The organism is Paraburkholderia sp. D15, from assembly GCF_029910215.1.
Taxonomy (GTDB): Bacteria; Pseudomonadota; Gammaproteobacteria; order Burkholderiales; family Burkholderiaceae; genus Paraburkholderia.
In genome coordinates, this window is record NZ_CP110396.1 from 1,109,344 (window position 1) to 1,133,739 (window position 24,396).

Annotated in this window: 21 protein-coding genes, 3 rRNA genes and 1 pseudogene; 10 read left to right on the forward strand and 15 right to left on the reverse strand. The window is 59.7% G+C overall.

The window, feature by feature from the left end; all coding sequences use genetic code 11:
• Window positions 1-71: 71 nt before the first annotated feature.
• The 5 genes and pseudogenes from rrf to LFL96_RS24800 all read right to left on the reverse strand — a co-directional run bounded on the left by rrf (window position 72) and on the right by LFL96_RS24800 (window position 6,920).
• Window positions 72-185 (reverse strand): 5S ribosomal RNA (gene rrf, locus LFL96_RS24780).
• Window positions 186-400: 215 nt separating this feature from the next.
• Window positions 401-3,280, reverse strand: a 23S ribosomal RNA gene (locus LFL96_RS24785).
• Window positions 3,281-3,667: 387 nt separating this feature from the next.
• Window positions 3,668-5,198, reverse strand: a 16S ribosomal RNA gene (locus tag LFL96_RS24790).
• Together the 16S, 23S and 5S rRNA genes form the textbook arrangement of a ribosomal RNA operon.
• Window positions 5,199-5,672: 474 nt before the next feature.
• Window positions 5,673-5,816, reverse strand: a pseudogene (locus LFL96_RS24795) (type I-B CRISPR-associated protein Cas8b1/Cst1); the annotation flags it as partial.
• Window positions 5,817-5,885: 69 nt separating this feature from the next.
• Window positions 5,886-6,920: an alpha/beta hydrolase gene (locus LFL96_RS24800; RefSeq protein WP_281003339.1), complete on the reverse strand. Its 1,035-nt coding sequence runs from the start codon at window positions 6,918-6,920 to the stop codon at window positions 5,886-5,888.
• 218 nt (window positions 6,921-7,138) lie between these two features.
• Here LFL96_RS24800 and LFL96_RS24805 point away from each other — a divergent pair, with 218 nt between their 5' ends.
• Complete coding sequence (locus LFL96_RS24805) at window positions 7,139-8,071, forward strand: LysR family transcriptional regulator (RefSeq protein WP_281003340.1); 933 nt, start codon at window positions 7,139-7,141, stop codon at window positions 8,069-8,071.
• Here the strand turns inward: LFL96_RS24805 and LFL96_RS24810 are convergent.
• Window positions 8,068-9,021 (reverse strand): LysR family transcriptional regulator, encoded by a 954-nt coding sequence (locus LFL96_RS24810; RefSeq protein ID WP_281003341.1) that lies wholly within the window; start codon window positions 9,019-9,021, stop codon window positions 8,068-8,070. The two genes, LFL96_RS24805 and LFL96_RS24810, sit on opposite strands and share 4 nt — an antisense overlap.
• A gap of 143 nt (window positions 9,022-9,164) precedes the next feature.
• Between LFL96_RS24810 and LFL96_RS24815 the strand changes: the two genes are divergently transcribed.
• Together LFL96_RS24815 and LFL96_RS24820 are read left to right on the forward strand one after the other, a co-directional pair.
• Window positions 9,165-9,806, forward strand: a complete 642-nt coding sequence (locus tag LFL96_RS24815; protein ID WP_281003342.1) for a glutathione S-transferase family protein — start codon at window positions 9,165-9,167, stop codon at window positions 9,804-9,806.
• 76 nt (window positions 9,807-9,882) lie between these two features.
• A complete protein-coding gene (locus tag LFL96_RS24820; RefSeq protein WP_281003343.1) occupies window positions 9,883-12,000 on the forward strand; it encodes a pyridoxamine 5'-phosphate oxidase family protein in 2,118 nt (705 codons plus the stop codon).
• Window positions 12,001-12,023: 23 nt separating this feature from the next.
• On the opposite strand, the gene LFL96_RS24825 is transcribed toward LFL96_RS24820, so the two are convergent.
• From LFL96_RS24825 to LFL96_RS24835, 3 genes are all read right to left on the reverse strand, one after another.
• Complete coding sequence (locus tag LFL96_RS24825) at window positions 12,024-12,656, reverse strand: NAD-dependent dehydratase (protein WP_281003344.1); 633 nt, start codon at window positions 12,654-12,656, stop codon at window positions 12,024-12,026.
• A 21-nt stretch (window positions 12,657-12,677) separates the two neighbouring features.
• The gene (locus LFL96_RS24830) at window positions 12,678-13,262 is read right to left on the reverse strand and encodes a YceI family protein (RefSeq protein WP_281003345.1); all 585 of its coding nucleotides are present in this window, start codon (window positions 13,260-13,262) and stop codon (window positions 12,678-12,680) included.
• A gap of 75 nt (window positions 13,263-13,337) precedes the next feature.
• Complete coding sequence (locus LFL96_RS24835) at window positions 13,338-14,171, reverse strand: SDR family NAD(P)-dependent oxidoreductase (RefSeq protein ID WP_281003346.1); 834 nt, start codon at window positions 14,169-14,171, stop codon at window positions 13,338-13,340.
• An 88-nt stretch (window positions 14,172-14,259) separates the two neighbouring features.
• Between LFL96_RS24835 and LFL96_RS24840 the strand changes: the two genes are divergently transcribed.
• Complete coding sequence (locus tag LFL96_RS24840; RefSeq protein ID WP_281003347.1) at window positions 14,260-14,862, forward strand: TetR/AcrR family transcriptional regulator; 603 nt, start codon at window positions 14,260-14,262, stop codon at window positions 14,860-14,862.
• A 113-nt stretch (window positions 14,863-14,975) separates the two neighbouring features.
• Complete coding sequence (locus LFL96_RS24845) at window positions 14,976-15,404, forward strand: YciI family protein (RefSeq protein WP_281003348.1); 429 nt, start codon at window positions 14,976-14,978, stop codon at window positions 15,402-15,404.
• A gap of 24 nt (window positions 15,405-15,428) precedes the next feature.
• Here the strand turns inward: LFL96_RS24845 and LFL96_RS24850 are convergent, their stop codons facing one another.
• The 3 genes from LFL96_RS24850 to LFL96_RS24860 all read right to left on the reverse strand — a co-directional run bounded on the left by LFL96_RS24850 (window position 15,429) and on the right by LFL96_RS24860 (window position 17,385).
• Entirely contained in the window at window positions 15,429-16,076 is a 648-nt protein-coding gene (locus tag LFL96_RS24850) for a DJ-1/PfpI family protein (protein WP_281003349.1), read from the reverse strand.
• Window positions 16,077-16,144: 68 nt separating this feature from the next.
• Window positions 16,145-16,810 carry an XRE family transcriptional regulator gene (locus tag LFL96_RS24855; RefSeq protein WP_281003350.1) on the reverse strand — a complete coding sequence of 222 codons (666 nt, stop codon included), beginning with the start codon at window positions 16,808-16,810 and terminating at the stop codon, window positions 16,145-16,147.
• Between the two features lie 134 nt (window positions 16,811-16,944).
• Entirely contained in the window at window positions 16,945-17,385 is a 441-nt protein-coding gene (locus LFL96_RS24860; RefSeq protein WP_281003351.1) for a cupin domain-containing protein, read from the reverse strand.
• A 293-nt stretch (window positions 17,386-17,678) separates the two neighbouring features.
• Here LFL96_RS24860 and LFL96_RS24865 point away from each other — a divergent pair, with 293 nt between their 5' ends.
• The 3 genes from LFL96_RS24865 to LFL96_RS24875 all read left to right on the forward strand — a co-directional run bounded on the left by LFL96_RS24865 (window position 17,679) and on the right by LFL96_RS24875 (window position 20,216).
• Window positions 17,679-18,944 (forward strand): MFS transporter, encoded by a 1,266-nt coding sequence (locus LFL96_RS24865; protein ID WP_281003352.1) that lies wholly within the window; start codon window positions 17,679-17,681, stop codon window positions 18,942-18,944.
• 92 nt (window positions 18,945-19,036) lie between these two features.
• Complete coding sequence (locus LFL96_RS24870) at window positions 19,037-19,357, forward strand: 4Fe-4S dicluster domain-containing protein (protein ID WP_281003353.1); 321 nt, start codon at window positions 19,037-19,039, stop codon at window positions 19,355-19,357.
• 85 nt (window positions 19,358-19,442) lie between these two features.
• Window positions 19,443-20,216: an aldolase gene (locus LFL96_RS24875; protein WP_281003354.1), complete on the forward strand. Its 774-nt coding sequence runs from the start codon at window positions 19,443-19,445 to the stop codon at window positions 20,214-20,216.
• A 70-nt stretch (window positions 20,217-20,286) separates the two neighbouring features.
• Here LFL96_RS24875 and LFL96_RS24880 read toward each other — a convergent pair whose 3' ends face one another.
• Complete coding sequence (locus tag LFL96_RS24880) at window positions 20,287-20,757, reverse strand: hypothetical protein (RefSeq protein WP_281003355.1); 471 nt, start codon at window positions 20,755-20,757, stop codon at window positions 20,287-20,289.
• Between the two features lie 519 nt (window positions 20,758-21,276).
• Here LFL96_RS24880 and LFL96_RS24885 point away from each other — a divergent pair.
• Both LFL96_RS24885 and LFL96_RS24890 read left to right on the forward strand, forming a co-directional pair.
• Window positions 21,277-21,711, forward strand: a complete 435-nt coding sequence (locus LFL96_RS24885) for a GNAT family N-acetyltransferase (protein ID WP_281003356.1) — start codon at window positions 21,277-21,279, stop codon at window positions 21,709-21,711.
• 115 nt (window positions 21,712-21,826) lie between these two features.
• Window positions 21,827-22,717, forward strand: a complete 891-nt coding sequence (locus LFL96_RS24890) for an NAD(P)-dependent oxidoreductase (RefSeq protein WP_281003857.1) — start codon at window positions 21,827-21,829, stop codon at window positions 22,715-22,717.
• A 74-nt stretch (window positions 22,718-22,791) separates the two neighbouring features.
• Here the strand turns inward: LFL96_RS24890 and LFL96_RS24895 are convergent, their stop codons facing one another.
• Window positions 22,792-23,406: a 2-hydroxychromene-2-carboxylate isomerase gene (locus LFL96_RS24895; RefSeq protein ID WP_281003357.1), complete on the reverse strand. Its 615-nt coding sequence runs from the start codon at window positions 23,404-23,406 to the stop codon at window positions 22,792-22,794.
• 17 nt (window positions 23,407-23,423) lie between these two features.
• On the reverse strand, window positions 23,424-24,371 hold the full coding sequence (locus tag LFL96_RS24900) for a CmcJ/NvfI family oxidoreductase (protein ID WP_281003358.1): 948 nt from the start codon (window positions 24,369-24,371) through the stop codon (window positions 23,424-23,426).
• Window positions 24,372-24,396: the final 25 nt, after the last annotated feature.

A 24,396-nucleotide genomic window follows, 5' to 3' on the forward strand; every position in this document is an offset into this window, starting at 1 on the left:
CATGGCGCGTAAACGCAGAAACCCCACCGTTGTAGGTGGGGTTTCTGTTTGCTGCAGCGTGCTGCTGGGGAGCCTGACGATTACCTACTTTCACACGGGCAATCCGCACTATCATCGGCGTGGAGTCGTTTCACGGTCCTGTTCGGGATGGGAAGGGGTGGTACCGACTCGCTATGGTCATCAGGCATGACTTGTTGCCGTGGCGCCTTTTGGGGCATCACGACCAATCCGGAAGAAGTAGTTTCTGATGATGTGACATCAGTGGCGGGGGTTGTGTTGTTTTATCTGGCACAACACTGATCTCAACCTGTGTGTGGTCTGCATAAGACCCTGCGCGTAGCGCAGGGTGGGGCATCCATAAGTGCTGAAGCACTAACGGCTGCCGACACACACCTGTTATAGGATCAAGCCTTACGGGCAATTAGTATCAGTTAGCTGAGCACATTACTGCGCTTACACACCTGACCTATCAACGTCCTGGTCTTGAACGACCCTTCAAGGGGCTCGAAGCCCCGGGGATATCTCATCTTAAGGCGAGTTTCCCGCTTAGATGCTTTCAGCGGTTATCTCTTCCGAACATAGCTACCCGGCGATGCCACTGGCGTGACAACCGGTACACCAGAGGTTCGTCCACTCCGGTCCTCTCGTACTAGGAGCAGCCCCCTTCAAATATCCAGCGCCCACGGCAGATAGGGACCAAACTGTCTCACGACGTTTTAAACCCAGCTCACGTACCTCTTTAAATGGCGAACAGCCATACCCTTGGGACCGGCTACAGCCCCAGGATGAGATGAGCCGACATCGAGGTGCCAAACACCGCCGTCGATATGAACTCTTGGGCGGTATCAGCCTGTTATCCCCAGAGTACCTTTTATCCGTTGAGCGATGGCCCTTCCATACAGAACCACCGGATCACTATGACCTGCTTTCGCACCTGCTCGACTTGTCGGTCTCGCAGTTAAGCACGCTTATGCCATTGCACTATCAGCACGATTTCCGACCGTACCTAGCGTACCTTCGTACTCCTCCGTTACACTTTGGGAGGAGACCGCCCCAGTCAAACTGCCTACCATGCACTGTCCCCGATCCGGATTACGGACCAAGGTTAGAACCTCAAACAAGCCAGGGTGGTATTTCAAGGTCGGCTCCACTGAAACTAGCGTTCCAGCTTCAAAGCCTCCCACCTATCCTACACAGACCGGTTCAAAGTCCAATGCAAAGCTACAGTAAAGGTTCATGGGGTCTTTCCGTCTAGCCGCGGGGAGATTGCATCATCACAAACACTTCAACTTCGCTGAGTCTCGGGAGGAGACAGTGTGGCCATCGTTACGCCATTCGTGCAGGTCGGAACTTACCCGACAAGGAATTTCGCTACCTTAGGACCGTTATAGTTACGGCCGCCGTTTACCGGGACTTCAATCAAGAGCTTGCACCCCATCATTTAATCTTCCGGCACCGGGCAGGCGTCACACCCTATACGTCCACTTTCGTGTTTGCAGAGTGCTGTGTTTTTATTAAACAGTCGCAGCCACCAGTTTATTGCAACCCCTTCACCCTCTGCGCGCAGGCGCATCAAGCTACAGGGGCGTACCTTATCCCGAAGTTACGGTACCAATTTGCCGAGTTCCTTCTCCCGAGTTCTCTCAAGCGCCTTAGAATACTCATCTCGCCCACCTGTGTCGGTTTGCGGTACGGTCTTGTTAGACTGAAGCTTAGAGGCTTTTCCTGGAACCACTTCCGATTGCTTCGTGACCTAGATCACTGGCCTCGCACCCTTGAATTCCGCGCCCGGATTTGCCAAAGCGCCTTCTCCAATGCAAGGACCGGGACTTCCAACACCCGGACAACCTTCCGCGATCCGTCCCCCCATCGCATCTAACAATGGTGCAGGAATATTAACCTGCTTCCCATCAGCTACGCATTTCTGCCTCGCCTTAGGGGCCGACTCACCCTACGCCGATGAACGTTGCGTAGGAAACCTTGGGCTTACGGCGAGGGGGCCTTTCACCCCCTTTATCGCTACTCATGTCAGCATTCGCACTTCCGATACCTCCAGCGCACTTTTCAATGCACCTTCGCAGGCTTACGGAACGCTCTCCTACCATGCACATAAATGTGCATCCGCAGCTTCGGTATATGGCTTAGCCCCGTTACATCTTCCGCGCAGGACGACTCGATCAGTGAGCTATTACGCTTTCTTTAAAGGATGGCTGCTTCTAAGCCAACCTCCTGACTGTTTTAGCCTTCCCACTTCGTTTCCCACTTAGCCATATTTGGGGACCTTAGCTGGCGGTCTGGGTTGTTTCCCTCTTGACACCGGACGTTAGCACCCGATGTCTGTCTCCCGTGATTGCACTCTTCGGTATTCGGAGTTTGCTATGGCGTAGTAATCCGCAATGGACCCCACAACCATGACAGTGCTCTACCCCCGAAGGTGATACACGAGGCACTACCTAAATAGTTTTCGGAGAGAACCAGCTATTTCCAGGTTTGTTTAGCCTTTCACCCCTATCCACAGCTCATCCCCTAACTTTTCAACGTTAGTGGGTTCGGACCTCCAGTACGTGTTACCGCACCTTCATCCTGGCCATGGATAGATCACCTGGTTTCGGGTCTACACCCAGCGACTGAATCGCCCTGTTCGGACTCGCTTTCGCTACGCCTGCCCTAATCGGTTAAGCTTGCCACTGAATGTAAGTCGCTGACCCATTATACAAAAGGTACGCCGTCACCCCTTACGAGGCTCCGACTGTTTGTATGCATGCGGTTTCAGGATCTATTTCACTCCCCTCCCGGGGTTCTTTTCGCCTTTCCCTCACGGTACTGGTTCACTATCGGTCGATCACGAGTATTTAGCCTTGGAGGATGGTCCCCCCATCTTCAGACAGGATTTCACGTGTCCCGCCCTACTTTCCGTACACCTAGTTCTTCCTCGCTGTTTTCGTCTACAGGGCTATCACCTGCTATGGCCGCACTTTCCAGAGCGTTCGACTAACAATGAAGATAAAGAGTACAGGCTGGTCCCATTTCGCTCGCCACTACTCTGGGAATCTCGGTTGATTTCTTTTCCTGCGGTTACTTAGATGTTTCAGTTCACCGCGTTCGCTTCGCGTAGCCTATGTATTCAGCTACGGATACTCCATAAGGAGTGGGTTTCCCCATTCGGATATCGGTGGATCAAAGCTCGTTTGCCAGCTCCCCACCGCTTTTCGCAGGCTACCGCGTCCTTCATCGCCTGTGATCGCCAAGGCATCCACCACATGCACTTGTTCGCTTGACCCTATAACGGGTGTGTCTTCGGCGCATTCACTCGGAACACGGCCTTCGCCACATCGTTACAGGTTGAGTATTCGTGTTGCGCCGTATTCCAAGGCAATCTTTCGATCACCTTTTCATACATTGATACAATCACAACCCTGATTCACCTACTCGCACACCCATCTCTAAGTATGCTTTCGTGAATCTCTTTACTACTTCTTCCTGATTGTTAAAGAACGACAGCCGATCGCGTGGTTGCTATAACCACGTCCCGCTCTGACTGGCTCAATCGCCAATGCGAAGTACTCTGCTCTTCACAGAACACTGCGCACTGAGGATTGTCCATCCAGACTGCTGCAATTCACAGCCGATAAGCGTGAGCGCTCAACGTTGAACACGTCAGCTCGAGAAAGGAGGTGATCCAGCCGCACCTTCCGATACGGCTACCTTGTTACGACTTCACCCCAGTCATGAATCCTACCGTGGTGACCGTCCTCCTTGCGGTTAGACTAGCCACTTCTGGTAAAACCCACTCCCATGGTGTGACGGGCGGTGTGTACAAGACCCGGGAACGTATTCACCGCGGCATGCTGATCCGCGATTACTAGCGATTCCAGCTTCACGCACTCGAGTTGCAGAGTGCGATCCGGACTACGATCGGTTTTCTGGGATTGGCTCCACCTCGCGGCTTGGCAACCCTCTGTTCCGACCATTGTATGACGTGTGAAGCCCTACCCATAAGGGCCATGAGGACTTGACGTCATCCCCACCTTCCTCCGGTTTGTCACCGGCAGTCTCCCTGGAGTGCTCTTGCGTAGCAACTAGGGACAAGGGTTGCGCTCGTTGCGGGACTTAACCCAACATCTCACGACACGAGCTGACGACAGCCATGCAGCACCTGTGTTATGGCTCCCTTTCGGGCACCCCCACCTCTCAGCAGGGTTCCATACATGTCAAGGGTAGGTAAGGTTTTTCGCGTTGCATCGAATTAATCCACATCATCCACCGCTTGTGCGGGTCCCCGTCAATTCCTTTGAGTTTTAATCTTGCGACCGTACTCCCCAGGCGGTCAACTTCACGCGTTAGCTACGTTACCAAGTCAATGAAGACCCGACAACTAGTTGACATCGTTTAGGGCGTGGACTACCAGGGTATCTAATCCTGTTTGCTCCCCACGCTTTCGTGCATGAGCGTCAGTATTGGCCCAGGGGGCTGCCTTCGCCATCGGTATTCCTCCACATCTCTACGCATTTCACTGCTACACGTGGAATTCTACCCCCCTCTGCCATACTCTAGCCCGCCAGTCACAAATGCAGTTCCCAGGTTAAGCCCGGGGATTTCACATCTGTCTTAGCGAACCGCCTGCGCACGCTTTACGCCCAGTAATTCCGATTAACGCTTGCACCCTACGTATTACCGCGGCTGCTGGCACGTAGTTAGCCGGTGCTTATTCTTCCGGTACCGTCATCCCACCACCATATTAGGGCGATGGTTTTCTTTCCGGACAAAAGTGCTTTACAACCCGAAGGCCTTCTTCACACACGCGGCATTGCTGGATCAGGGTTTCCCCCATTGTCCAAAATTCCCCACTGCTGCCTCCCGTAGGAGTCTGGGCCGTGTCTCAGTCCCAGTGTGGCTGGTCGTCCTCTCAGACCAGCTACAGATCGTCGCCTTGGTAGGCCTTTACCCCACCAACTAGCTAATCTGCCATCGGCCGCCCCTTGAGCGGGAGGTCCGAAGATCCCCCCCTTTCCTCCACAGAGCGTATGCGGTATTAATCCGGCTTTCGCCGGGCTATCCCCCACTCCAGGACACGTTCCGATGTATTACTCACCCGTTCGCCACTCGCCACCAGGATTGCTCCCGTGCTGCCGTTCGACTTGCATGTGTAAGGCATGCCGCCAGCGTTCAATCTGAGCCAGGATCAAACTCTTCAGTTCAAACCTGTTACTGTTTTTCGGGCTCTTTCGAACCCGGTCGCTCACTCAACGTACTGACGAATTGTTCGATCATCTTTCGACGGTCAAACCTTCCTTTCATTACTGTGTGAGACTTGATACTTTTGCTTTACGCCAGACTCCGAAGAATCCGGCTCGCATTCCGCATCAAGCGCCCACACTTATCGGCTGTTAATTTTTAAAGATCATTTTGCTCAGAAGCTCTGCTTTCTTCGCGTCCGTCATCTAACGGGAGGCGAATTATGCAGAGTGGAATTCCATAGGTCAACCCCTCTTTGCAAAATAATTTTTTCGACGCCTCTCCGCGCTTTTCTCACACGCCTCATTGGAAGCGCCGTTTGCGACTCTCCATCCGCGCGCTTGTACTCGTCGTACTCACGAGCGAGCACTGAAACGGATGCGCCCACTCCGCGGCGAAACCGCCGGCCACGAATGCGATGATCGACAGCACCCGTTTCATGCGTCCTCCACGATGGACAGACTGGCGCCATCGGCAACACCTGCCTCCAGCGAATACGGATCGATACCTTCGAGGCATCCGATATTGGCGCGCCACATCAGCGGATCCTTGCACGTCTGATGAAACGGGTAGATGCCGCAATCAATGGCAAGATCCTTTCAGTCCACGAGTACTCATCAGGCTCTCCGACATTGAATGACGACAGTACTTTAAAACCGTGCGACATCGATGACCGCATCGGCAAATGCCTTCGGTGCTTCCTGCGGAAGATTGTGTCCAATTCCACCGCCGACATTTCGGTGCGAGTACTTTCCCGTGAACTTTTTCGCGTACGCGGAGGGCTCCGGATGTGGAGCGCCATTCGCATCGCCTTCCATCGTGATGGTCGGCACGGCAATGCCCGGTGCCATTGCGAGACGCTTCTCCAGTTCGTCGTATTGCGTTTCGCCTTTGACGAGCCCTAAACGCCAACGGTAGTTGTGAATCACCACGGCAACGTGATCCGGATTGTCGAACGACGCGGCGGAGCGATCGAAGGTTGCATCGTCGAAATTCCATTTCGGCGATGCCGTGTGCCAGATCAGCTTATTGAAGTCGTGACGGTTCGCCTCGTAGCCCGCATAGCCGCGCTCGGTGGCGAAGTAGAACTGGTACCACCACGCGAATTCCGCTTTCGGCGGCAACGGTGCGCGATTCGCTTCCTGGCTGCCGATCAGATAGCCGCTCACGGACACCAACGCCTGGCAGCGCTCCGGCCACAACGCGGCGATGATGTTCGCCGTCCGCGCGCCCCAATCGAAACCGCCGAACACCGCCTTGTCGATTTTCAGCGCATCCATCAGCGCGATGATGTCGACGGCGACGACGGATTGCTGCCCATTGCGCGGCGTATCCGCGGACAGAAAGCGCGTGGTCCCGTAGCCGCGCAGATACGGCACGATCACGCGATAACCGGCCGCCGCCAGCAACGGTGCCACGTCGACGAAGCTGTAGATGTCATACGGCCAGCCATGCAGCAGAATCACCACCGGACCATTCCCCGGGCCCACTTCCGCATACCCCATGCTGAGCGTGCCGATGTCGGCCTGCCTGATCGCACCGAACGAAGCGGTGCTGCGCGACCCCGCCGCCACGCCCGAAGTCTGCGCGTTGGCGATACCGCTCAGGCCGAGTTCGAGCAGGCTGATCCCTGCGAGCGTCGTACCGAGCAAACGCCGGCGGCGGGTGTTGATCTGCTCTGTCATGGCGAAACTCCTTCTCCAGTGATGTGCGTAGCTGATGTCGTGGCATGTCGTTGAACGAGCCCTTGCTGCCGCCGGCTTGTTACGGCGCAGCGCGACTCGATCGGGTGAAGGCAGTTTGCCGATGCCGAGCCGCACTAGCAACAGCAACTAAGTTCACGTATCGTTGCCCGTGGAGCAACACTCGATCGCCCCTATCACCGCCCGAACGGATCACTGGAATGCGCGAAATCAACCAGCAACGCCTGCGGTATTTCCACGAAGTGCTGACGCACGGCACGATTCGCGGCGCCGCGGACAGCCTCAATACATCGCCGTCCGTGATCACGCGGCAGATCAGATTGCTGGAAGACGAACTCGGCTCGACGCTATTCGAACGCCAGGCGCGCGGCGTCAAACCCACCGAGGCGGCGGCGCATCTGCTCGAATTCTGGCGAGGCTATCGCTCGCAGCAGGAAAAGCTCGAAGACCGGTTGCACGCGTTAAGAGGTCTTCAACAGGGGCACGTGCAACTCGCGATCAGCGAGGGCTACGTCGACATGCTGGTCGACGAAGTGTTGACCGCGTTCTGTGCGCAGTACCCGAAACTGGAGATCGGCGTGCAGATGCTGCCCGTCGACGACGTACTCAACGAAGTCGCCGAAAGCCGCGCGCATATCGGCCTTGCCTACAACCCGCCGCCCGATCCGCGCGTCGACTATCGCGCGAGTTCGGCGCAGCCGGTCGTGCTGCTGGTCCGGCCGACGCATCCGCTGGCACTGCGCGGTGGCCCCGCGAGCATCCACGACGTGCTCGACTATCCGCTGGCGTTGATGCCGGCTACCTTCGGCATCGGGCACGCGGCGAGAATGCTGGAATTCGCCGAGAACATCGAAATTCGCGCGACACTCACCACCAATTCGCTGACCGCGCTCAAACGCATCGTCGCGTCGGACGACTTCGTCACCTTGATCGGCGAGTTCGCTGTCTATCGCGAGATCGCGGCGGGCGAACTGACCATCGTGCCGATCGACCATGCGCTGTTTCGCGGCACCCAGGCGCGCGTCCTCGTCAAATCCGGCCGTCCGCTGGTGGCGGCCGCACACGAATTGCTCGAGTGGATTTTGCGGCGCATGAGTATGTTCGCGGGAACCGGCAAGAAACGGCGCGGCTAGGCGCGACTGCTCGAACGCTTCGCCTTGCCCGAACGCAACGCCAACGCCGCCAGCCACTGCACCTTCACCGCGTCGATCAAGGCCCGCACCTTGCGCGATGGGAAACGCGTCGCCGGAAAAATCGCATGAATATTCGCTGGTGCGGTAGCCCAGCCGTCCAGCAGACGCACGAGGCGGCCGGCGGCGACATCGTCGGCGATCGAGAAATCGGTGAGCAGCGCGATGCCGCCGCCCGCGAGCGTCGCGGCGCGCGCCGCCGTCGCCGTGTTGGTCAGGAACGCGTTCGGGTAGCGCAGACTGTCCTTGCGCCCGTCGCGATGCTCGAGCGCTACCGATAACGGCCGCGGCAACGTGGCCACCGCGACGTAAGGCCGGTCGGCGAGCATCGCCAGCTCTGCCGGCTTCGCTGCGCCCGCGCCGAGCGCCGCCGGGCTCGCCACCATCCACTTCACGAACTCGCCGATCTTCACCGCGCGATAGTTCGAATCGGCCAGACGTCCCAGACGAATCGCCACGTCGACACCCTCGCCGACCAGATCCACCAGTTGATCGACACATTGCAGATCGACTTCCAGCTCCGGATGTACGCGGCGCAATTCCACCAGCGCCGGCGCGACGAACTGCAAGCCAAAGTCGATCGGCGCATTCACGCGCAACGTGCCGCGCAACGGCCCCACCTCGCCCGCGATGGCCGACAGACCGTCTTCGGCCGCGCGCAACGCGAGGCAACTGGCGTCATAGAAGGTGCGGCCGGCCTCGGTCACGTTGAGCCGCCGTGTGGTGCGCACCAGCAAACTCGCGCCCACCTCCGCCTCCAGCCGCTGCATGTGCTTGCTGACCATCGTTTTGGCGAGGCCGAGCCGTTCGGCTGCCGCCGTCAGCGAGCCGGCTTCCACCACGGCGACGAAAACCGCCAGCCGGTTGAGATTGACGTCGCGCAGATCGGCCATGATCGATTGTCCATTCAAAGGGGATTATGTTTCGCCCATTATCCCCCTTACGGAACCGCCTCACAGTCACTACTCTTTAACCGTCGCGTCGGAATCATTTCGGTTCGACGCCAAACGTCCTCCACTTTCACCGGATCACGATCATGCCAGTCAACCAGCCCGCCGCCCCCATCCGCCTTCACACGACGCTGCTGTCGGGTCACGGACACCGTGTGCGCCAGTTTCTCGCGATGCTCGACCTGCCGTTCGAAATCGTCCCGATCGACATGAAGGCCGGCGACAACCGCCGCCCCGAATTCCTCGCGCTCAATCCGCTCGGTCAGGTGCCGGTGATCGAGGACGGCGACGTGGTGCTGTCCGATTCGACCGCGATCCTCGTGTATCTGGCGAAGCGCTACGGCGACGCCTCGTGGCTGCCCACCGATCCGTTGGGCGCGGCCGCCGTGCAGCGCTGGCTGTCGCTCGCGTCGGGGCAGATCGCCTACGGCCCGTGCCGCGCGCGGCTCGTGACGGTGTTCGGCGCGCCGCACGATCACGAGGCCGCGAAGACCATCGCGGTCAATCTGTTCGACGTGATCGAAAAGGAATTCGCCGGCAAGCGTTTCGCGGCGGGCGATCACCCGACCATCGCCGATATCGCCGCGCACGCGTATATCGCTCATGCGCCGGAAGGTGGCGTGTCGCTCGAACCGTATCCGAATCTGCGCGCGTGGCTGCGGCGTGTCGAGGCGCTGCCGGGCTTCGTCGCGATGCCCGTGAGCAAGGCCGGTTTGCTGGCCGAGTGATGCAGCACCGCGATCGCTGACTTTTCGAATCGCTTTTTACTTCACGCGTTTTCGACGCCTCATGCGGAGGCATGCCATGTCCGACGTCTACATTCCACTCGCCGATCTCTCCACGCCAGGTTCGCCGTTTCACGCCGGCGAGCTGGCGGTGCAGACGCGCGCAGGCGTCGCGGACTTTGCGAATTCCGCTGGGCGACGCGGCATTCGCACGGAGATGCCGGAGCAGCATCGGCTGTTTTTCGCGGAGCGGCCGTTCATGGTGCTGGGCGGTCTCGATGCCGACGGGCAACCGTGGGCGTCGCTACGCGTCGGCGCACCGGGCTTCGTGTCGACGCCGGACTCGCACACGCTGCGCATGGCCGGCAGCGCGTTGCCCGGCGATCCACTCGAGGGGACGTGGCGCGTGGGCGGGATGATCGGCGGACTTGGCATTCAGCCGGAGACGCGCCGCCGCAATCGCGTGAACGGCGTGATCACGTCGCTCGACGACGAAGCGATCACGCTGCGCGTCAGCCAGAGCTTCGGCAACTGTCCGAAGTACATTCAAAGCCGCACGCCGACCTTCGTGCCGCGCGACGCCGCTAAACCCATCCCGCCGCAAGTCCGCGCGACATCGCTGAGCGACGCGGATCGCGCACTGCTGCGGCAGGCCGATACGTTTTTCATCGCAAGCGCGAACGGTTCGGACGACGCGGGTTTCGCGCGCGGCGTGGACGTGTCGCATCGCGGCGGCATGCCGGGCTTCATTCACGTCGATGCAGACGGCACGCTGACGGTGCCCGATTTCAGCGGCAACCGCTTCTTCAACACGCTGGGCAACCTCGTGCATGATCCGCGCGCGGGTTTGCTGTTCATCGACTTTGCGAGCGGCGATCTGCTGTATATCGCCGCGGATGCGGAGATCGTTTGGGGCGGCGGCGCATTTGCGCACATCGCCGCATTTGCCGGAGCGGAACGGCTGCTGCGTTTTCGGGTGCGAGATGTGCGGCGCAGCGCGCGTGTGTTGCCGTTTCGTTGGTCGACAGTGGAATACGCATCGCAGTTTGCCGCGCAAAGCGCAGCGCGTGCAACGCCAGTTGAGTTGTCAGCTGAGTTGACAGTGGCTAAAGAAAGTACCGCGAACGAATGGCGCGCTTTCAACGTGGTCGATGTCCGCGACGAGACGCCCGCCATTCGCTCGTTCTATCTGCAAGCCGCGGACGGTCGCGCGCTGCCGCCCTTCGAGCCCGGTCAATATCTGCCGATCCGTCTTCCCGTGAAGGACGGCGAGCCGCCATTGGTGCGCACTTATACGCTCTCGGCCGCGGGCGACGGTTCGCGCTACCGGATCTCCGTGAAGCGCGAAGGCATTGCATCGACATGGTTGCACGCGCACGCAACGACCGGCACCCAGCTTCACGCGCGTACGCCACGCGGCGCATTCACATTCGACGCGGCGAGTACTCGCCCAGCGGTGTTGTTATCGGCGGGCATCGGCATCACGCCGATGATCGCGATACTGGATACGTTGATCGCAGCGAATAGCACGCGGCCGGTGCATTTCATTCATGGCGCGCGCAGTTCGCAGGACCGGCCATTCACCGGGGCATTGCAACGGATCGCGTCGTTGCATCCCCATGTCGCGGTGCATTTGTTGAACAGCGCCGCCGATCCGCTGCAAACCGGACAGGACGGCTCGCGACACGGGCGCGTCGATATCGCGGCATTAAAGCGGCTTCTTCCATTCGACGACTACGACTTCTATCTGTGCGGCCCCGCCGCCTTCATGCGCGACCTGTACGAAGGCTTGCGCGCGCTGAACGTGCTCGACGAACGCATTCGCTTCGAAGCATTCGGCCCGGCGAGCGTAAAGCGCACGCCGACGCCAGTTTCCGCCTCGACGCCCGCGGCCGGAACAGCGACGCAAGCTGCGCCTCAAACCGCTGAAGTCATCTTCGCGCGTTCCCAGCGCACGGTGCGCTGGTCCGCGCAGGACGGCACCTTGCTGGAATTAGCCGAAGCCCAGGGCATACCGGTCGAATCGAGTTGCCGGATCGGCGAGTGCGGCACCTGTTCGACGCGGTTACAAAAGGGACGCGTCGCTTATCAGGGCGAAGTGGCGGCGGATATCGAACCGGGCTGCGCGTTGTTATGCGTCGGCAGGCCGGATACGGAGAATAAGGCGGGCAGTGAGGCGGTCGTACTCGACCTGTAGCGCAACCACGCCATTCAGGCCATTCAGGCCATTTCCTGAGAGTGGATGTAGCGACACCCAGGCTTCGCCGCGATAACGGCATCGATCAGCGCGGCGGCGATCGCATCGGCGGAGTTGATACGGAGTTTCTTCGGCAGGACTGGCGCCAATACGCGGAATAAGGTCAGCGCCGCGCCCTCCATGGTTCTCGCTTCATTCCGCTCACCGCCGATAAGGCTGGGCCGGCAAATGGAAAGAGACTGGAACCCGATTTCACGGATGCCCTTCTCCACCTCGCCTTTGGTTCTGTAATAGAAGCTCATCGACTCAGCGGATGCTCCCATCGCCGTCACGATCGCAAACGTGTTCACGCCGGCGGAATGCGCGGCGCCGGCAAATATAAGAGGGAGTTCGTAGTCGACCTGACGGAACGCTTCTTTCGAACCTGCTTTCGCCTGCGTCGTTCCCAATGCACAGATGACCGCATCCGGTTCGTACGACATCGACGCAGTGACCAACGTCTCCAGTCCCGATGCAACCGGATTCACCAATCCGTCTCGCGGCGGCAGCGGTCGACGTGTCGGCGCAATGACTTCGGAAAAAACGTTGCCGGAGAGCGCGAGCGCCAGTGTCCGGCTTCCCACCAACCCCGTGGCGCCGAGTAGTAGCAGTTTCATCGTCACGCTCTCCTGGTTCGCTTATTGTTTGATGCCTTCGAAATTGATCGTCACGTGCACATCGTCGCCCACGTAGGGGACATAGGCTTTCATGCCGAAGTCCGAACGCTTGATCGTGGTGGTGGCCGTAAAGCCTGCCTTATAGACGTTCGTGCCGGTCGTATCCTGGGCCATCCGGTTCAATGTCGTCTTCAATACCAGATGTTTCGTGACGCCAAGCAAGGTGAAGTCGCCTTCGATGTCCGCCGTTTTCGCCCCGGTCTTCCTGACGTGGGTACTGGTGAACGTCATGGTCGGAAACTGCGCGACGTTGAAGAACATCGGCCCTTGCAACGCCGTGTCGCGCGCGGCAAAACCGGTATCGACGCTATCGGCCGCCATCGTCACCGAGACTGTACTGTTTTCCAACCTAGCCGTGTCGAGAATCAATGTGCCCTTCAGGTCGTGAACCGAGCCGGTGATCGTCGAGAAACCAAGGTGATCGATGGTGAAGATCGTCTGCGTATGAGCGGGGTCCAATGCATAGGTATCGGCCGCGAATGCGCCATTGAGCGACGCAGCCGCGATCAGGCCGGCCGCAACAAGCAACGTCGTAAAAAGCTTCATGGATTAGTTTTTCCGTTTGAATCTGAAAGAGACAGGCAGCGGTCCGGACGTCGAATGTCCTTGCCGATCACTGCCTTAAGATGATTGCCGGCCGCCTTGCGCGGCGTTCGATACCGCTTCCCATGTGTCCCAATTGCCGAGCCGCGCCGCGTAGGTCGCGCGGATCTTCGCGAGCGTCGCCGACCCTAGCGCGAGACGAAGCGGCGGCTGATCGGCGTCCACGGCTTCGAGGATCGCCGCAGCGGTCGCCTTGGGGTCGCCGACATCCTCCGGTTTGAACGACGCGCGTATGGCCTGACGGATCGGGTCGTACGCCGGCATGGCGAGCGGGCTTCGCACGGACGCATTGAACCCGGTGGCGAATTGCCCCGGTTCGACGATCGTGACCTTGATGCCGAAGCCCGCCACTTCGCCCGCCAGCGCTTCCGACATCGCCTCGATGACGAACTTGCTCGCGGTGTAACTGCCACCGGTCGGAAACCCGATCACGCCGCCAATGCTCGACACGGTCAGCACGTGACCGCTACCTTGCGCGCGCAGGATGGGCAGCGCGGCCTGAACGACCGACAGCGTGCCGAACACGTTGGTGTCGAAGTTGGCTTTGACCTGCTCGTGTTCCAACTCCTCGATCGCGCCCATGTAGCCGTAGCCGGCGTTGCACACGATCACGTCCAGATGCCTGAAATGCGCATGCGCCCGGCCGACGGCGTCGAACACCGCGTCGCGATCCGTCACGTCGAGCGGCAGGACCAGCAATGAATCACCGTATGCCTCGACGAGTTCGTCGAGCGACGCGGGGTTCCGCACCGCGGCCGCGACCTGATCGCCGCGTTTCAGCGCGGCCTCCGTCCAGACGCGGCCGAATCCACGGGATGCACCCGTGACGAACCACACTTTCGATAAAGCCATGTTGGGCCTCCTTTAAATTGCACCGAGTGCACTTTATGCACTGAGTGCAAACTTGTCAAGAAACCCATCGGTCGTCAGAATGCCCACAATGAAAAGCAAAGAGAAAATTCCTGGCGATCTACGCGAGCGCAAACGCCGTCTGACGTTCGAGTTGATCACCCAAACCGCCCTCAGGCTGTTCAAGGAGAACGGCTACGAGGAGACCACGCTCGACGCGATCGCAGCGGAATCGGGGATCTCGCGGCGGACGTTCTTCCATCATTTGAAGTCGAAGGAAGACGTTTTGCTGGCGCACGAGAGCGGCGAGTTTCCGCACGCGCTGCGCCCGACCTTCCTCGCGCAGTCGCCGGATCAATCGCCGCTCGAGGCGGCGAGAAAAACGTTCCTGACGCTTGCCCCGCTTTACGACACCGACGAATCGCTGATCGCGGACCAGATTCTTCGGTCGATCGACGCGCTGCGGCTACGCAAGGACGCACTTTTCGTTCAGTTGGAAGAGGTGCTGGCGGAGGCGATGTACGAACTGTGGCCGGACCCGGTGCGCCGGCCTGCGCTACGGCTGGACGCGATGATGGCCATGGGCACGCTGCGGTTCGCCAAGGAGAACTGGCGGCAGGAAGACGGCGCGCGGCCGCTGACGTTTTATATCGACGAGGCATTCGACCTGCTCGAGGCCCGGTCGACGCGTTGACGCTTCGCCGCGAAATCGACCGTGCACGCTGTCGATTTCGCTCACCATCATTCGTCGTAGTCGGTAGAGGCGCCTTGGCCTCGCAACACGATCATCTTCGAAGGAGACATCACATGCGCGTCATGGTTATGGTGAAGGCAACCCCCGAGTCCGAAGCTGGACAAATGCCGGGCACGGAGCTCATCGCGGCGATGGGCAAATATAACGAGGAGCTGGTGAAGGCCGGCATCATGCAGGGCGGCGATGGACTGAAGCCCAGCTCGGCAGGGGTACGCGTTCAGTTTTCCGGGAAAACGCGGACTGTCGTCGACGGGCCGTTCGCGGACACCAAGGAACTGATCGCCGGATATTGGCTCTGGCAGGTTCAGTCGATGGATGAAGCGATCGAATGGGTCAAGCGCTGCCCGAATCCGATGGTCAGCGATTCGGAGATCGAGATTCGGCCTTTCTTCGAACCCGCGGATTTCGGCGAGGCGTTGACGCCAGAATTGCAGGAAGAAGAAAAGCGCTTGAGGCAGCAGATTGACGGACAGATGCGCTGAAGACGCTGAGGGGTGTTGCGCGCGTCAAACGCGCGCGGCTTCCTCGGCGGTTTCGGGCGTCAAGGTCGGCAAGCGTGATCGATTCGCCTGCCACGCCGCGCTGTATTCCATGATGCGCGCGGTTTCGCTGGCAACGCGCTCGCCGAGAAAACGTTGCAGCAAATACAGCGTGGTGTCGATGCCGAGCGTGACGCCGCCACCGGTCACGACGCTGCCGGCATCGACAGTCAGCGCGGCCGTTGCATCGACGCCGTAACGGTCGCGCAACGTGTCGAGCGGACTGGTTTCGGGCGGCACGACTTCGAATTTGGTCGTCGCCGTTCTACCGTCCAGCACGCCGGCCGCACCGAGGATCATCGCGCCGGTACATACGCTGGCGATCACCTCTCCATTCTCCATTCGCTCGCGCAGGAACGCATGCATCGCCGCGTTGCGGGTCTGCGTCTCCCAACCCGGACCGCCCGTCACGATGATCACGTCGGCGGCCGGCGCCTCGTCGAACGAATGATCGACGAGCACCTGCAGGCCGTTCTGCAACGTGACCGAACCGCCATGTTGCGCGACCGTGAAGTAGTCGAGCTGGTCGGTAACACGCCTGGCCATCGACAGCACGCCGACAACCGCGAGGTCGATCGGTTCGACCGCGTCATACAGCACCACTGCAATTTTCATCCTGTCTCTCCTGATGGGCAAACCTGCCGCATCGACGCGTACGGTGCGCTACCGGCCGACGATTTCCGTCAGTCGTCGTCGTCCCCGGCCGCGCCCTGCATGACGACCATCGCCTGAGCTTCGCCACCGATGCTGTGCCCGCGATGCGGCAGGCTCGAATCGAAATAAATGCTATCGCCGTCTTCGAGCGTGTAGCTGCGCGTGACGCCGTTCAGCACGACCTCGAACGCCACTCGCCCGGACAGCACGTAAATGAATTCCTCGCCGGAATGCTGAAAAAACTGATCGACGTCGACCGACTCCGGGAACGTGAAGACGAACGGATCCATCAGTTTGTCCGCGCGCTTGTGCGCGAGGCTCACATAGTCATATCCGAATGCGGATGCCCCACGCGCCACCGGTTTGCGCTCCCACTTGTGCACGACCGATACCTTCGATTCGTCGAGCCGCGCCGACGCGCTCGACACGTCGTCGAGAAAAAAGTAGCTCAACGATTGTCCGAGTGCGCGGGCGATGCGCGCGAGTGAAGCGATGGGCGGCGCCTTGCCGCCGTTCTCGATACGCGACAGATATCCCTTCGTGAAACCCGACAGATTCGCGAGCGCGTCGAGCGTCAGTCCCTGCTCGACGCGCAGCGCTTTGAGGCGGCGGCAAACGGCTTCCTCGTCTTCGTTCGACATCTCGTCGAATTCGGGCGCCGGGTGTTCGCGTAATGCAGCTTGTTTCTTGGCCATGATCCAGTGGTGTCTCCAAAATCAACAGAGACGAACCCGTCGCCCGGCGTCAGCCAGCCAGGTCGCGGTGTTCGCGACCCAATTGTAACACTCGCAGGAAACTCACCGCCCAGCGGCACCCCTTTCGTTTCCTGTTAGTACGCCTTGTCCTCGAAGCCGGCGACGGCGTTGAAGAACGTGTTCGGCTTCCGGTACACGGCGAGCAGCAGGCAGCCCTCATCCGAATGCGTTTCGTGCAGCGATCCGGGGACGCGATAAACGAATTCCCCCGCGCGGCAGATACCGTCGTGATCGTAGAACGAGCCTTCCAGCACATAGCTCTGCTCGATTTCCGGATGACGATGGAACGGCAGCGTCGCGCCCGGTTCCCATTTGAGCAACACCGTCATCTCACCGGCGTCGTCGTTGCGGTACAGCACCTTCATCCAGATCTTGTCGAACTGCGATTTCTGCCATTCGATCTTTTTCGGGTCCACGTAGATCGAGCCGCCTTGCGTGGGCTCGAGCTTGCCTTGCAGCCGCTGGTTGAAATGGCGGGCGGCAGTGGTGTCCTGCGCGGTTTCGGTCGCTTGCATGGTGTGCTCCTCGTTGAATTTCGGGCGATCTCGCGGCGTGTCGCGAGACTGTGAACACTGTAGGACGAAGTTTCCTGACTACCCATCAGTGTTTACGATATGGAAACTTAATTTGTTTTTTGTTTTTTGTCCAGCCTATATTGGTTCTGCATTGGGAAACATCGACCGACCAGCCGACCGCGCGGATTTCACGCGCTCACTCAAGGAGAAACCACATGGCACTGACAGGCGCAGACCGGCTGGACGCACTTCCGGCTGAGATGGGACAACGAAGCGATTCGGAGCAGCTGCGAATGCGAACGATCATGCTGTCCAGCGTGATCGGCACGACCGTGGAGTGGTACGACTTTCTGCTTTACGGCACCGCAGCGGCGCTGATCTTCAACAAGCTGTTTTTTCCGGCGTTCGATCCGCTGGTCGGCACGATCGCGGCGCTCGCGTCGTTCGCGGCGGGTTTCATCGCGCGGCCGCTGGGCGGTGCGATTTTCGGCCATTTCGGCGACAAGCTCGGCCGCAAGACCATGCTGGTCGTCACGATGTTCCTGATGGGCGGCGCTACCTTCCTGGTCGGCGTGTTGCCGACCTACCAGCGGATCGGCATCTGGGCGCCGATCGCGCTGGTGCTCCTGCGCATCGTGCAGGGTATCGGTCTGGGCGGCGAATGGGGCGGCGCGGCGCTGATGGTGATCGAGCACTCGCCGCGCAATAAACGCGGCTGGTATGGCGGAATCGTGCAGATCGGTTTTCCGCTCGGCATCGTGTTGTCGACGGCGGCGTTCGCGCTGGCGAGTTTACTACCAGAAAACCAGTTCCTAAGCTGGGGTTGGCGCGTTCCGTTCATGATCAGCATCGTGCTGGTGATGGTCGGTCTGGTGATCCGCCTACGGGTGACCGAATCGCCGGAATTCCTGCGCGCGATGAAGCGGGAACCCGAAGTCGCGATACCGCTCTTCGAGGTACTGCGCTCGTACAAGCGCAGCCTGTTCATCTCGATCGGCCTGAAGATCTCCGAAGTCGCCTGGGTGTATCTGCTGTCCGTGTTCGTCGTGATGTACGGCACGCAGGTCGCCGGCGTGCCGCGCACGGTGATGCTGAACGGTCTGTTGATTGCAGCGGCAATCGAATTCGTCACCGTACCGCTGGCAGGCCACCTGTCCGACAGGATCGGCCGGCGGCCGCTGTACTTCTTCGGCGCGTTCTGCACGATCGTCGCCTCGTTCCCGATGTTCTGGCTGGTGCAGACCGGCAATCACATGCTCATCGTCGCGACCATGGCGGTATGCATGAGCCTCGGTCACGCGACGCTGTTCGGACCGCAGGCCGCCTTCGTCCCCGAGTTGTTCGGAACGCGTGTGCGCTACAGCGGCGCATCGCTGGGCGTGCAGATTGCCGCGGCGCTGGGCGGTGGACTCACGCCGATGGCGGCGACCTGGCTGTTTGCCACCACGAAACATATCGAGTCGGTCGCCGCGCTGATCAGCGTGCTGGGTGTCATCACGCTGATCGCAACGTGGTTCGCGCGTGAGACGTATCGCGAAGATCTGTCCGATTCGAAATGACCGGGCGCGCGGGATCGTGCGTCGCGGCGGCGATCTCGTGGAGTGAACTGGAATCGCGGGCACGCCGCGTCGCGCTCGCCTGAGGAGGTGTTATGTCCTGTGTTGTCACCGATCGATGTATTCGTTGCCGCTACGGCGATTGCGTCACGGCGTGCCCCGTCAACGCGTTTCACGTGGGCCCCGAGTTTCTGGTGATCGACCCGAAACGGTGTATCAATTGCACAACCTGCGTGGTCGTCTGCCCAATCGGCGCAATCGTGCCCGACTACGAGTTGACCGATGAGCAACGGCCGTTCGCGGCCCTGAACGCGAAGCTCGCGCAGTTGTATCCTCGCGCGAATGGACCGGTTGAACCCTTGCCCGATGCAGACCAGTGGGCAATGGAATCCGATAAGGCTGCGTTGTTGCGCTGAGTCGAGCGCAAGCCGGGAGTAAGCGGTCGTTTGACGCGACGAAAAACCCGGCGTGCGCCGAAAGATTACTGACGTGGAGAAAAACATGGACTTACGAGCAAAGGAGTACTTCGACGAGCGTGCTACACAAGAGATGAAGGCACATCTCAAGCCGAAGCAACGCACCATTCAGGAGAAACTGGCCTACGCATGCCGGATTCTGGCCATGACCGGACAGGAAGCGGGACTAGCCGGTCAGATCAGCGCCCGCTCCAGCCGCGACGGCGCGTACTGGACCCTTCGCTTCGGCCTGGGTTTCGACGAAGCGACGCCCGATGACTTCATCGAAGTCGACCGCGACCTCAATACGCTTTCAGGTTCGGGCATGGCTAACCCGGCCACCCGCTTCCATCTCTGGGTCTATGAAGCACGCCCCGATCGCCATAGCCTCGTCCACACGCATCCGCCCTATGTGTCCGCCCTGGTTGCCGCGAAACAGCCATTGATCGTGTCGCAGATGGACATGACGCCCTTTCACAACGATTGCGCTTTTCTCGCCGACTGGCCAGGCGTGCCGATCGCGGACCAGGAAGGCGTCATCATCTCCGAAGCACTCGGCCAGAAACGCTCGATTTTATTGGCGCATCACGGCTTGCTGACGGCCGGCGATGGTGTCGAGGAAGCGACCTACCTCGCGGTCTATCTGGAGCGCGCGGCACGCATGCAGATACGCGCGCGGGTCTTCGGACCGCTCACGCCCCTTTCCGATGAACTCGCGAGCGAGGCTCACGACTACCTGCTCAAACCGTCGATCGTCAAAGGGACATTCGACTACTGGTGTCGGCAGGCGGACCAGGGCATAAAGAATCTGGCCGGATAGCGCGCAATTAGCAGGACATGCGCTTTCCCGCGCATGGCTGAATCGGTGACCGCATGAAAGACGCCGTCGGTTACTTGAACGGCGCCTTCTCAGGTTCAGCCGCATATTTATCGCGAATCGCATTCACGCAAGTGGTGAAGCGCGTGCGAAAGCCGACCGGGTCAACGCTCGGCGGCCTGAGGCCGTCCGACGTCACATTCAAACCATCCGAGGTGCGCGTCGCGTCGAAATCGAAGGAATCGCCCGGCTCGTCTTCGAGAATCACCGTCTGACGAACGTCCTGGCCCTGTGCGCGAATAATGGCCTGACAGGCCTGACGCAAGCGGCCCGTCGTGTGCGAATTGCTGCTGCCCAACGGCGCGTTGTCAGGCACCGCGCCGTACATTCGCATCGACTGGAATTGCGGCGGCATGTTGGCGGTGACGAAAGCGATGTCGGCGTCCGACATGCTGTCGCTGCAACCGCTCAATGCGCCGGCGCTGGTGGCCAACAGAATGCTGACAACAGCGCGTCGATGACTCGAAAAGGTGTGGCGTAGCATGGTCGGTCCGGGAAGTCGTTGTAGGTTTTATCGCGACTCGCGCGGTGGCCGGAATTCCGATGTGGCGTGCCCGGAAAGTGTACGGCTTCACTGCGCTGATTGCGGACGTAAGGATAGCCGATCGCATCGGTACTCAGCCAGCTATCCACGTCAACGAAACCTCGCTTCCCTGGAGAAGTCGAGGCAATGCTCGAATGCATCATCTGCATTGCCCCAACTTCTCTCCCGCCACGCAATTGTCTTCAGCTCACTCCACGCACGCAGGACGACGCTTGGCCCAAGGCGCGGCCCGTTCGAGTTGCGCGACGTTCGGCACGGCGCCGTCGTTCATGTTCGAACCTGGCCGACTCAGTGTCACGTTCCGCGACGCGGACACCTTGGCAAGCAGTTAGAACTGTTCGGAAAAATTTCCGGTGACTGTGCATGTCTCTCGAACATGACACCCGGTTTAATTTGCAAAAGGCGAGGCCTTCCCGCATTCAAGTGATCGAACTGTCATTGCGAGGTCGATAGAAAACCATGGCATGGAAAGAAGAAAGCCTGTCCGTCACCACGGACATCGATAAATTCGATTTCGCGGCAATTCACCAATACCTCAGCGAAGTCGCGTACTGGTCCAGGGGCATCGCCAGAGAGAAAGTCGAAAGGGCCGCCCGGAACTCGCTGGCATTCGGTCTTTTCCATGAAGCAGAACAGATTGGTTTCGCGCGAGTCATCACGGACGCGACGACATTCGCCTACCTGTCCGACGTATTCATTTTCCCCGACTGGCAAGGCCTGGGGCTCGGGCAGTGGTTGATGAAGTGCGTACTCGCCCATCCGGACCTTCAGGGCCTGCGCCGAATCATGCTGCTCACCGCCGATGCGCATGGCCTCTACGAGAAATTCGGCTTCACGAGTCCGGCCAATCCGGACATGGTGATGGAAATAAAGAACCTCGACGCGTTCAGGTGAGCGCCACTCATCCATCATCAAATTTTTATCCTTTGTCGCGGCGTGGCATTCCTGACACCATCGAATGGATAAACGCCGACCGGTATCGCATTCCGAAGCCGGTGACGGCGTGGCCATGGAGACGCATATGGACGTAGGCTTTATCGGCATCGGCGTCATGGGGCAGCCCATGGCACTCAACCTGCTCCGCGCGGGTACGCCACTGACAATATGGAACCGCTCGCCGGACAGAATCGAGCCACTGCGCGCCGCCGGCGCCAACGTGGCAGCGAGTCCCGCCGAGGTATTCGAACGCACGTCCACGGTGATTCTGATGCTGGCGCACGACGATGCCATCGATGCGGTCTTGGGACGCGGAACGCCGCAATTCGAAACCAACGTCGCGCGGCACACGATTCTTCATATGGGAACGACTTCGCCGGAGTACTCGCGCGCGCTCGCGGCCGACATTCGTGCGGCCGGCGGCGCTTATGTCGAGGCGCCCGTGTCGGGATCGCGCAAACCCGCCGAGGCGGGCGAACTCGTGGCGATGCTCGCGGGCGACGCCGACACGGTCGAATCGATACGCGCGCTATTGAAACCCATTTGCCGCGAGACCATTGTGTGCGGCCCCGTGCCGAATGCGCTGCTGATGAAACTGGCGGTCAATATCTTTCTGATTACCACCGTGACGGGCCTGGCCGAAGCGGCGCATTTCGCCAATCATCATGGTCTGGATATGACGCAATTCCGCGCGGTCGTCGATGCCGGGCAAATGGCGAGTAGCATCTCCCGCGTGAAGTCGCTCAAGCTGGTGACACGCGATTTCGACGTGCAGGCATCGATCACCGATGTGCTGAAGAACAATCGCCTCATTGCCGAAGCGGCGAGAGAAGCGAGCGTCGCATCGCCGTTGCTCGACGTGTGTTACGCGCTATTTTCGGAAACGCATGCGATGGGACACGACAAGGACGACATGATCGCCGTGGTGCGTGCGCTCGAAGCTCGTACGGCCTCGCAGGTTTGACCCGGCGGAAGTGGTTCAATCACCAACCGCGAACGGAATGGCAAGCGGATGCGCCGCTTGCCGTTCCATGGCCTCTAACGGGCAGCCAGCAGGATCGCATCTTCCAGACGATCATTGCCCCAGAACATTTCTTCGCCGACAAAAAACGTGGGCGCGCCGAAAATACCACGCCGCACGGCCTCTTCGGTTTGCGCGCGCATCGCCAGTTTGTTCTGCTCCGTCTGTGCGGCGGCGATGATCTCGTCCGCTGGCAAACCGAGATCGATTAACACCGTGCTGACGACATCAGCATCATCAACTTCGCGATCGTCGACGAAATTGAGCTGCATGATCCGCTTGCAAAACGCGCCGCCCCACGACTGTTGCGCGCCGAACAGTGCAACTCGCATGGGAAGCAACGAGCGCCGCGGAAACTGGCTGGGTTGAGTCCAGGGCAATTGATATTTTTCGCATTGACGCACCATGTCGCGCCACACGTAGGCGCCCTTCTCTTTCTGCAGGACAAAGGGCGACGTCTCCCAACCGAACGATTTAAAGATCGCACCGAGTAGAAAGGGACGCCATGCCACCGTAATACCGTCGCGCTGTGCGAGTTCTTCGATCCGCATCATGCTCAGGTAGCTATAGTTGCTGCCGAAATCGAACCAGAATTCGATCATGCGGCGTGGTGTGAGATCAGGCTGAGTCATATCTTCTCCGCATTCGATCAATCGTAAATGACGAGACAGCGCGCTTCGATGCTTTCCCTCGGCGGCAAACCTGCCGGCGCATCGGGGTTATCGAATGCGGCATGCGGCGTGAAACGCGCGACGCCGCTCACACGCGAGTCGTATTGCTTGAATACCAGCGCCTCGTGCCGATCCATCGCCGAGAACCAGTACCAATGGTGATGCGGCGAATGCGTCGCCAGAAAGATCTCGCCGACGCGTCGTGGGTAGCGCACCTCGGCATTGACCAGATCGGCGGAATCGATCGTTCTGGCATCGCATACGGCAAGCGGCGTATCGAGCACCGGCGCCTTGATCGACCGCCAGATGTTGATGATCGCATACCGCTGTCCGCGCAGCGCTTGCGCTTCATCGCCGAGCACTAACGCAAGCCTTTTGCGGCCGGAGTCTTCCGTGTAGTCGTTATGCACGCGTCCATTCGCCGACGCGGGCATGCCTTTCTCCGGCCGGCCGAAACCCAGCGGTCCACGGCTCGGCTCGCGACAGCGCACCAGATGATCGAAGACATATGCGCGGCTCGCACCCGTTGCGAGTAACGCGAGTTCTTTGAGTTCAGGGTAATAAAACTCGGCGACGGTCTCGCTATTCTTGAAGTCGCGGACACTCGACGGCGCGTCCCAAAGCTCAAACCCTTCTACCTGCACCGAGTGGCGCGCGGATGCGAATCGTCCGTCGCGAATCGGCACAACGCGATCGTCGTGCTGATAGTTTTCCCAAGCCTCGCCCGCAGGCGGTTGATACGCGTAGTTATACGGACGTTCGCAAGTAGGATGCAAATAGCCGAGCGTTGCCTGCACCGATGGCATGGGCGAACGAGCTGGCGAAAAGCCATTCGTCAGAACGGCTTTCATCAGGTTGCCTGGATTCGCTTCGGCTAACGGACAGCGTGGCGCGAGCGCTTCGTTTGAAATGGGATCGACGTTCATTGACAGACTCCATGACGCCAACTCG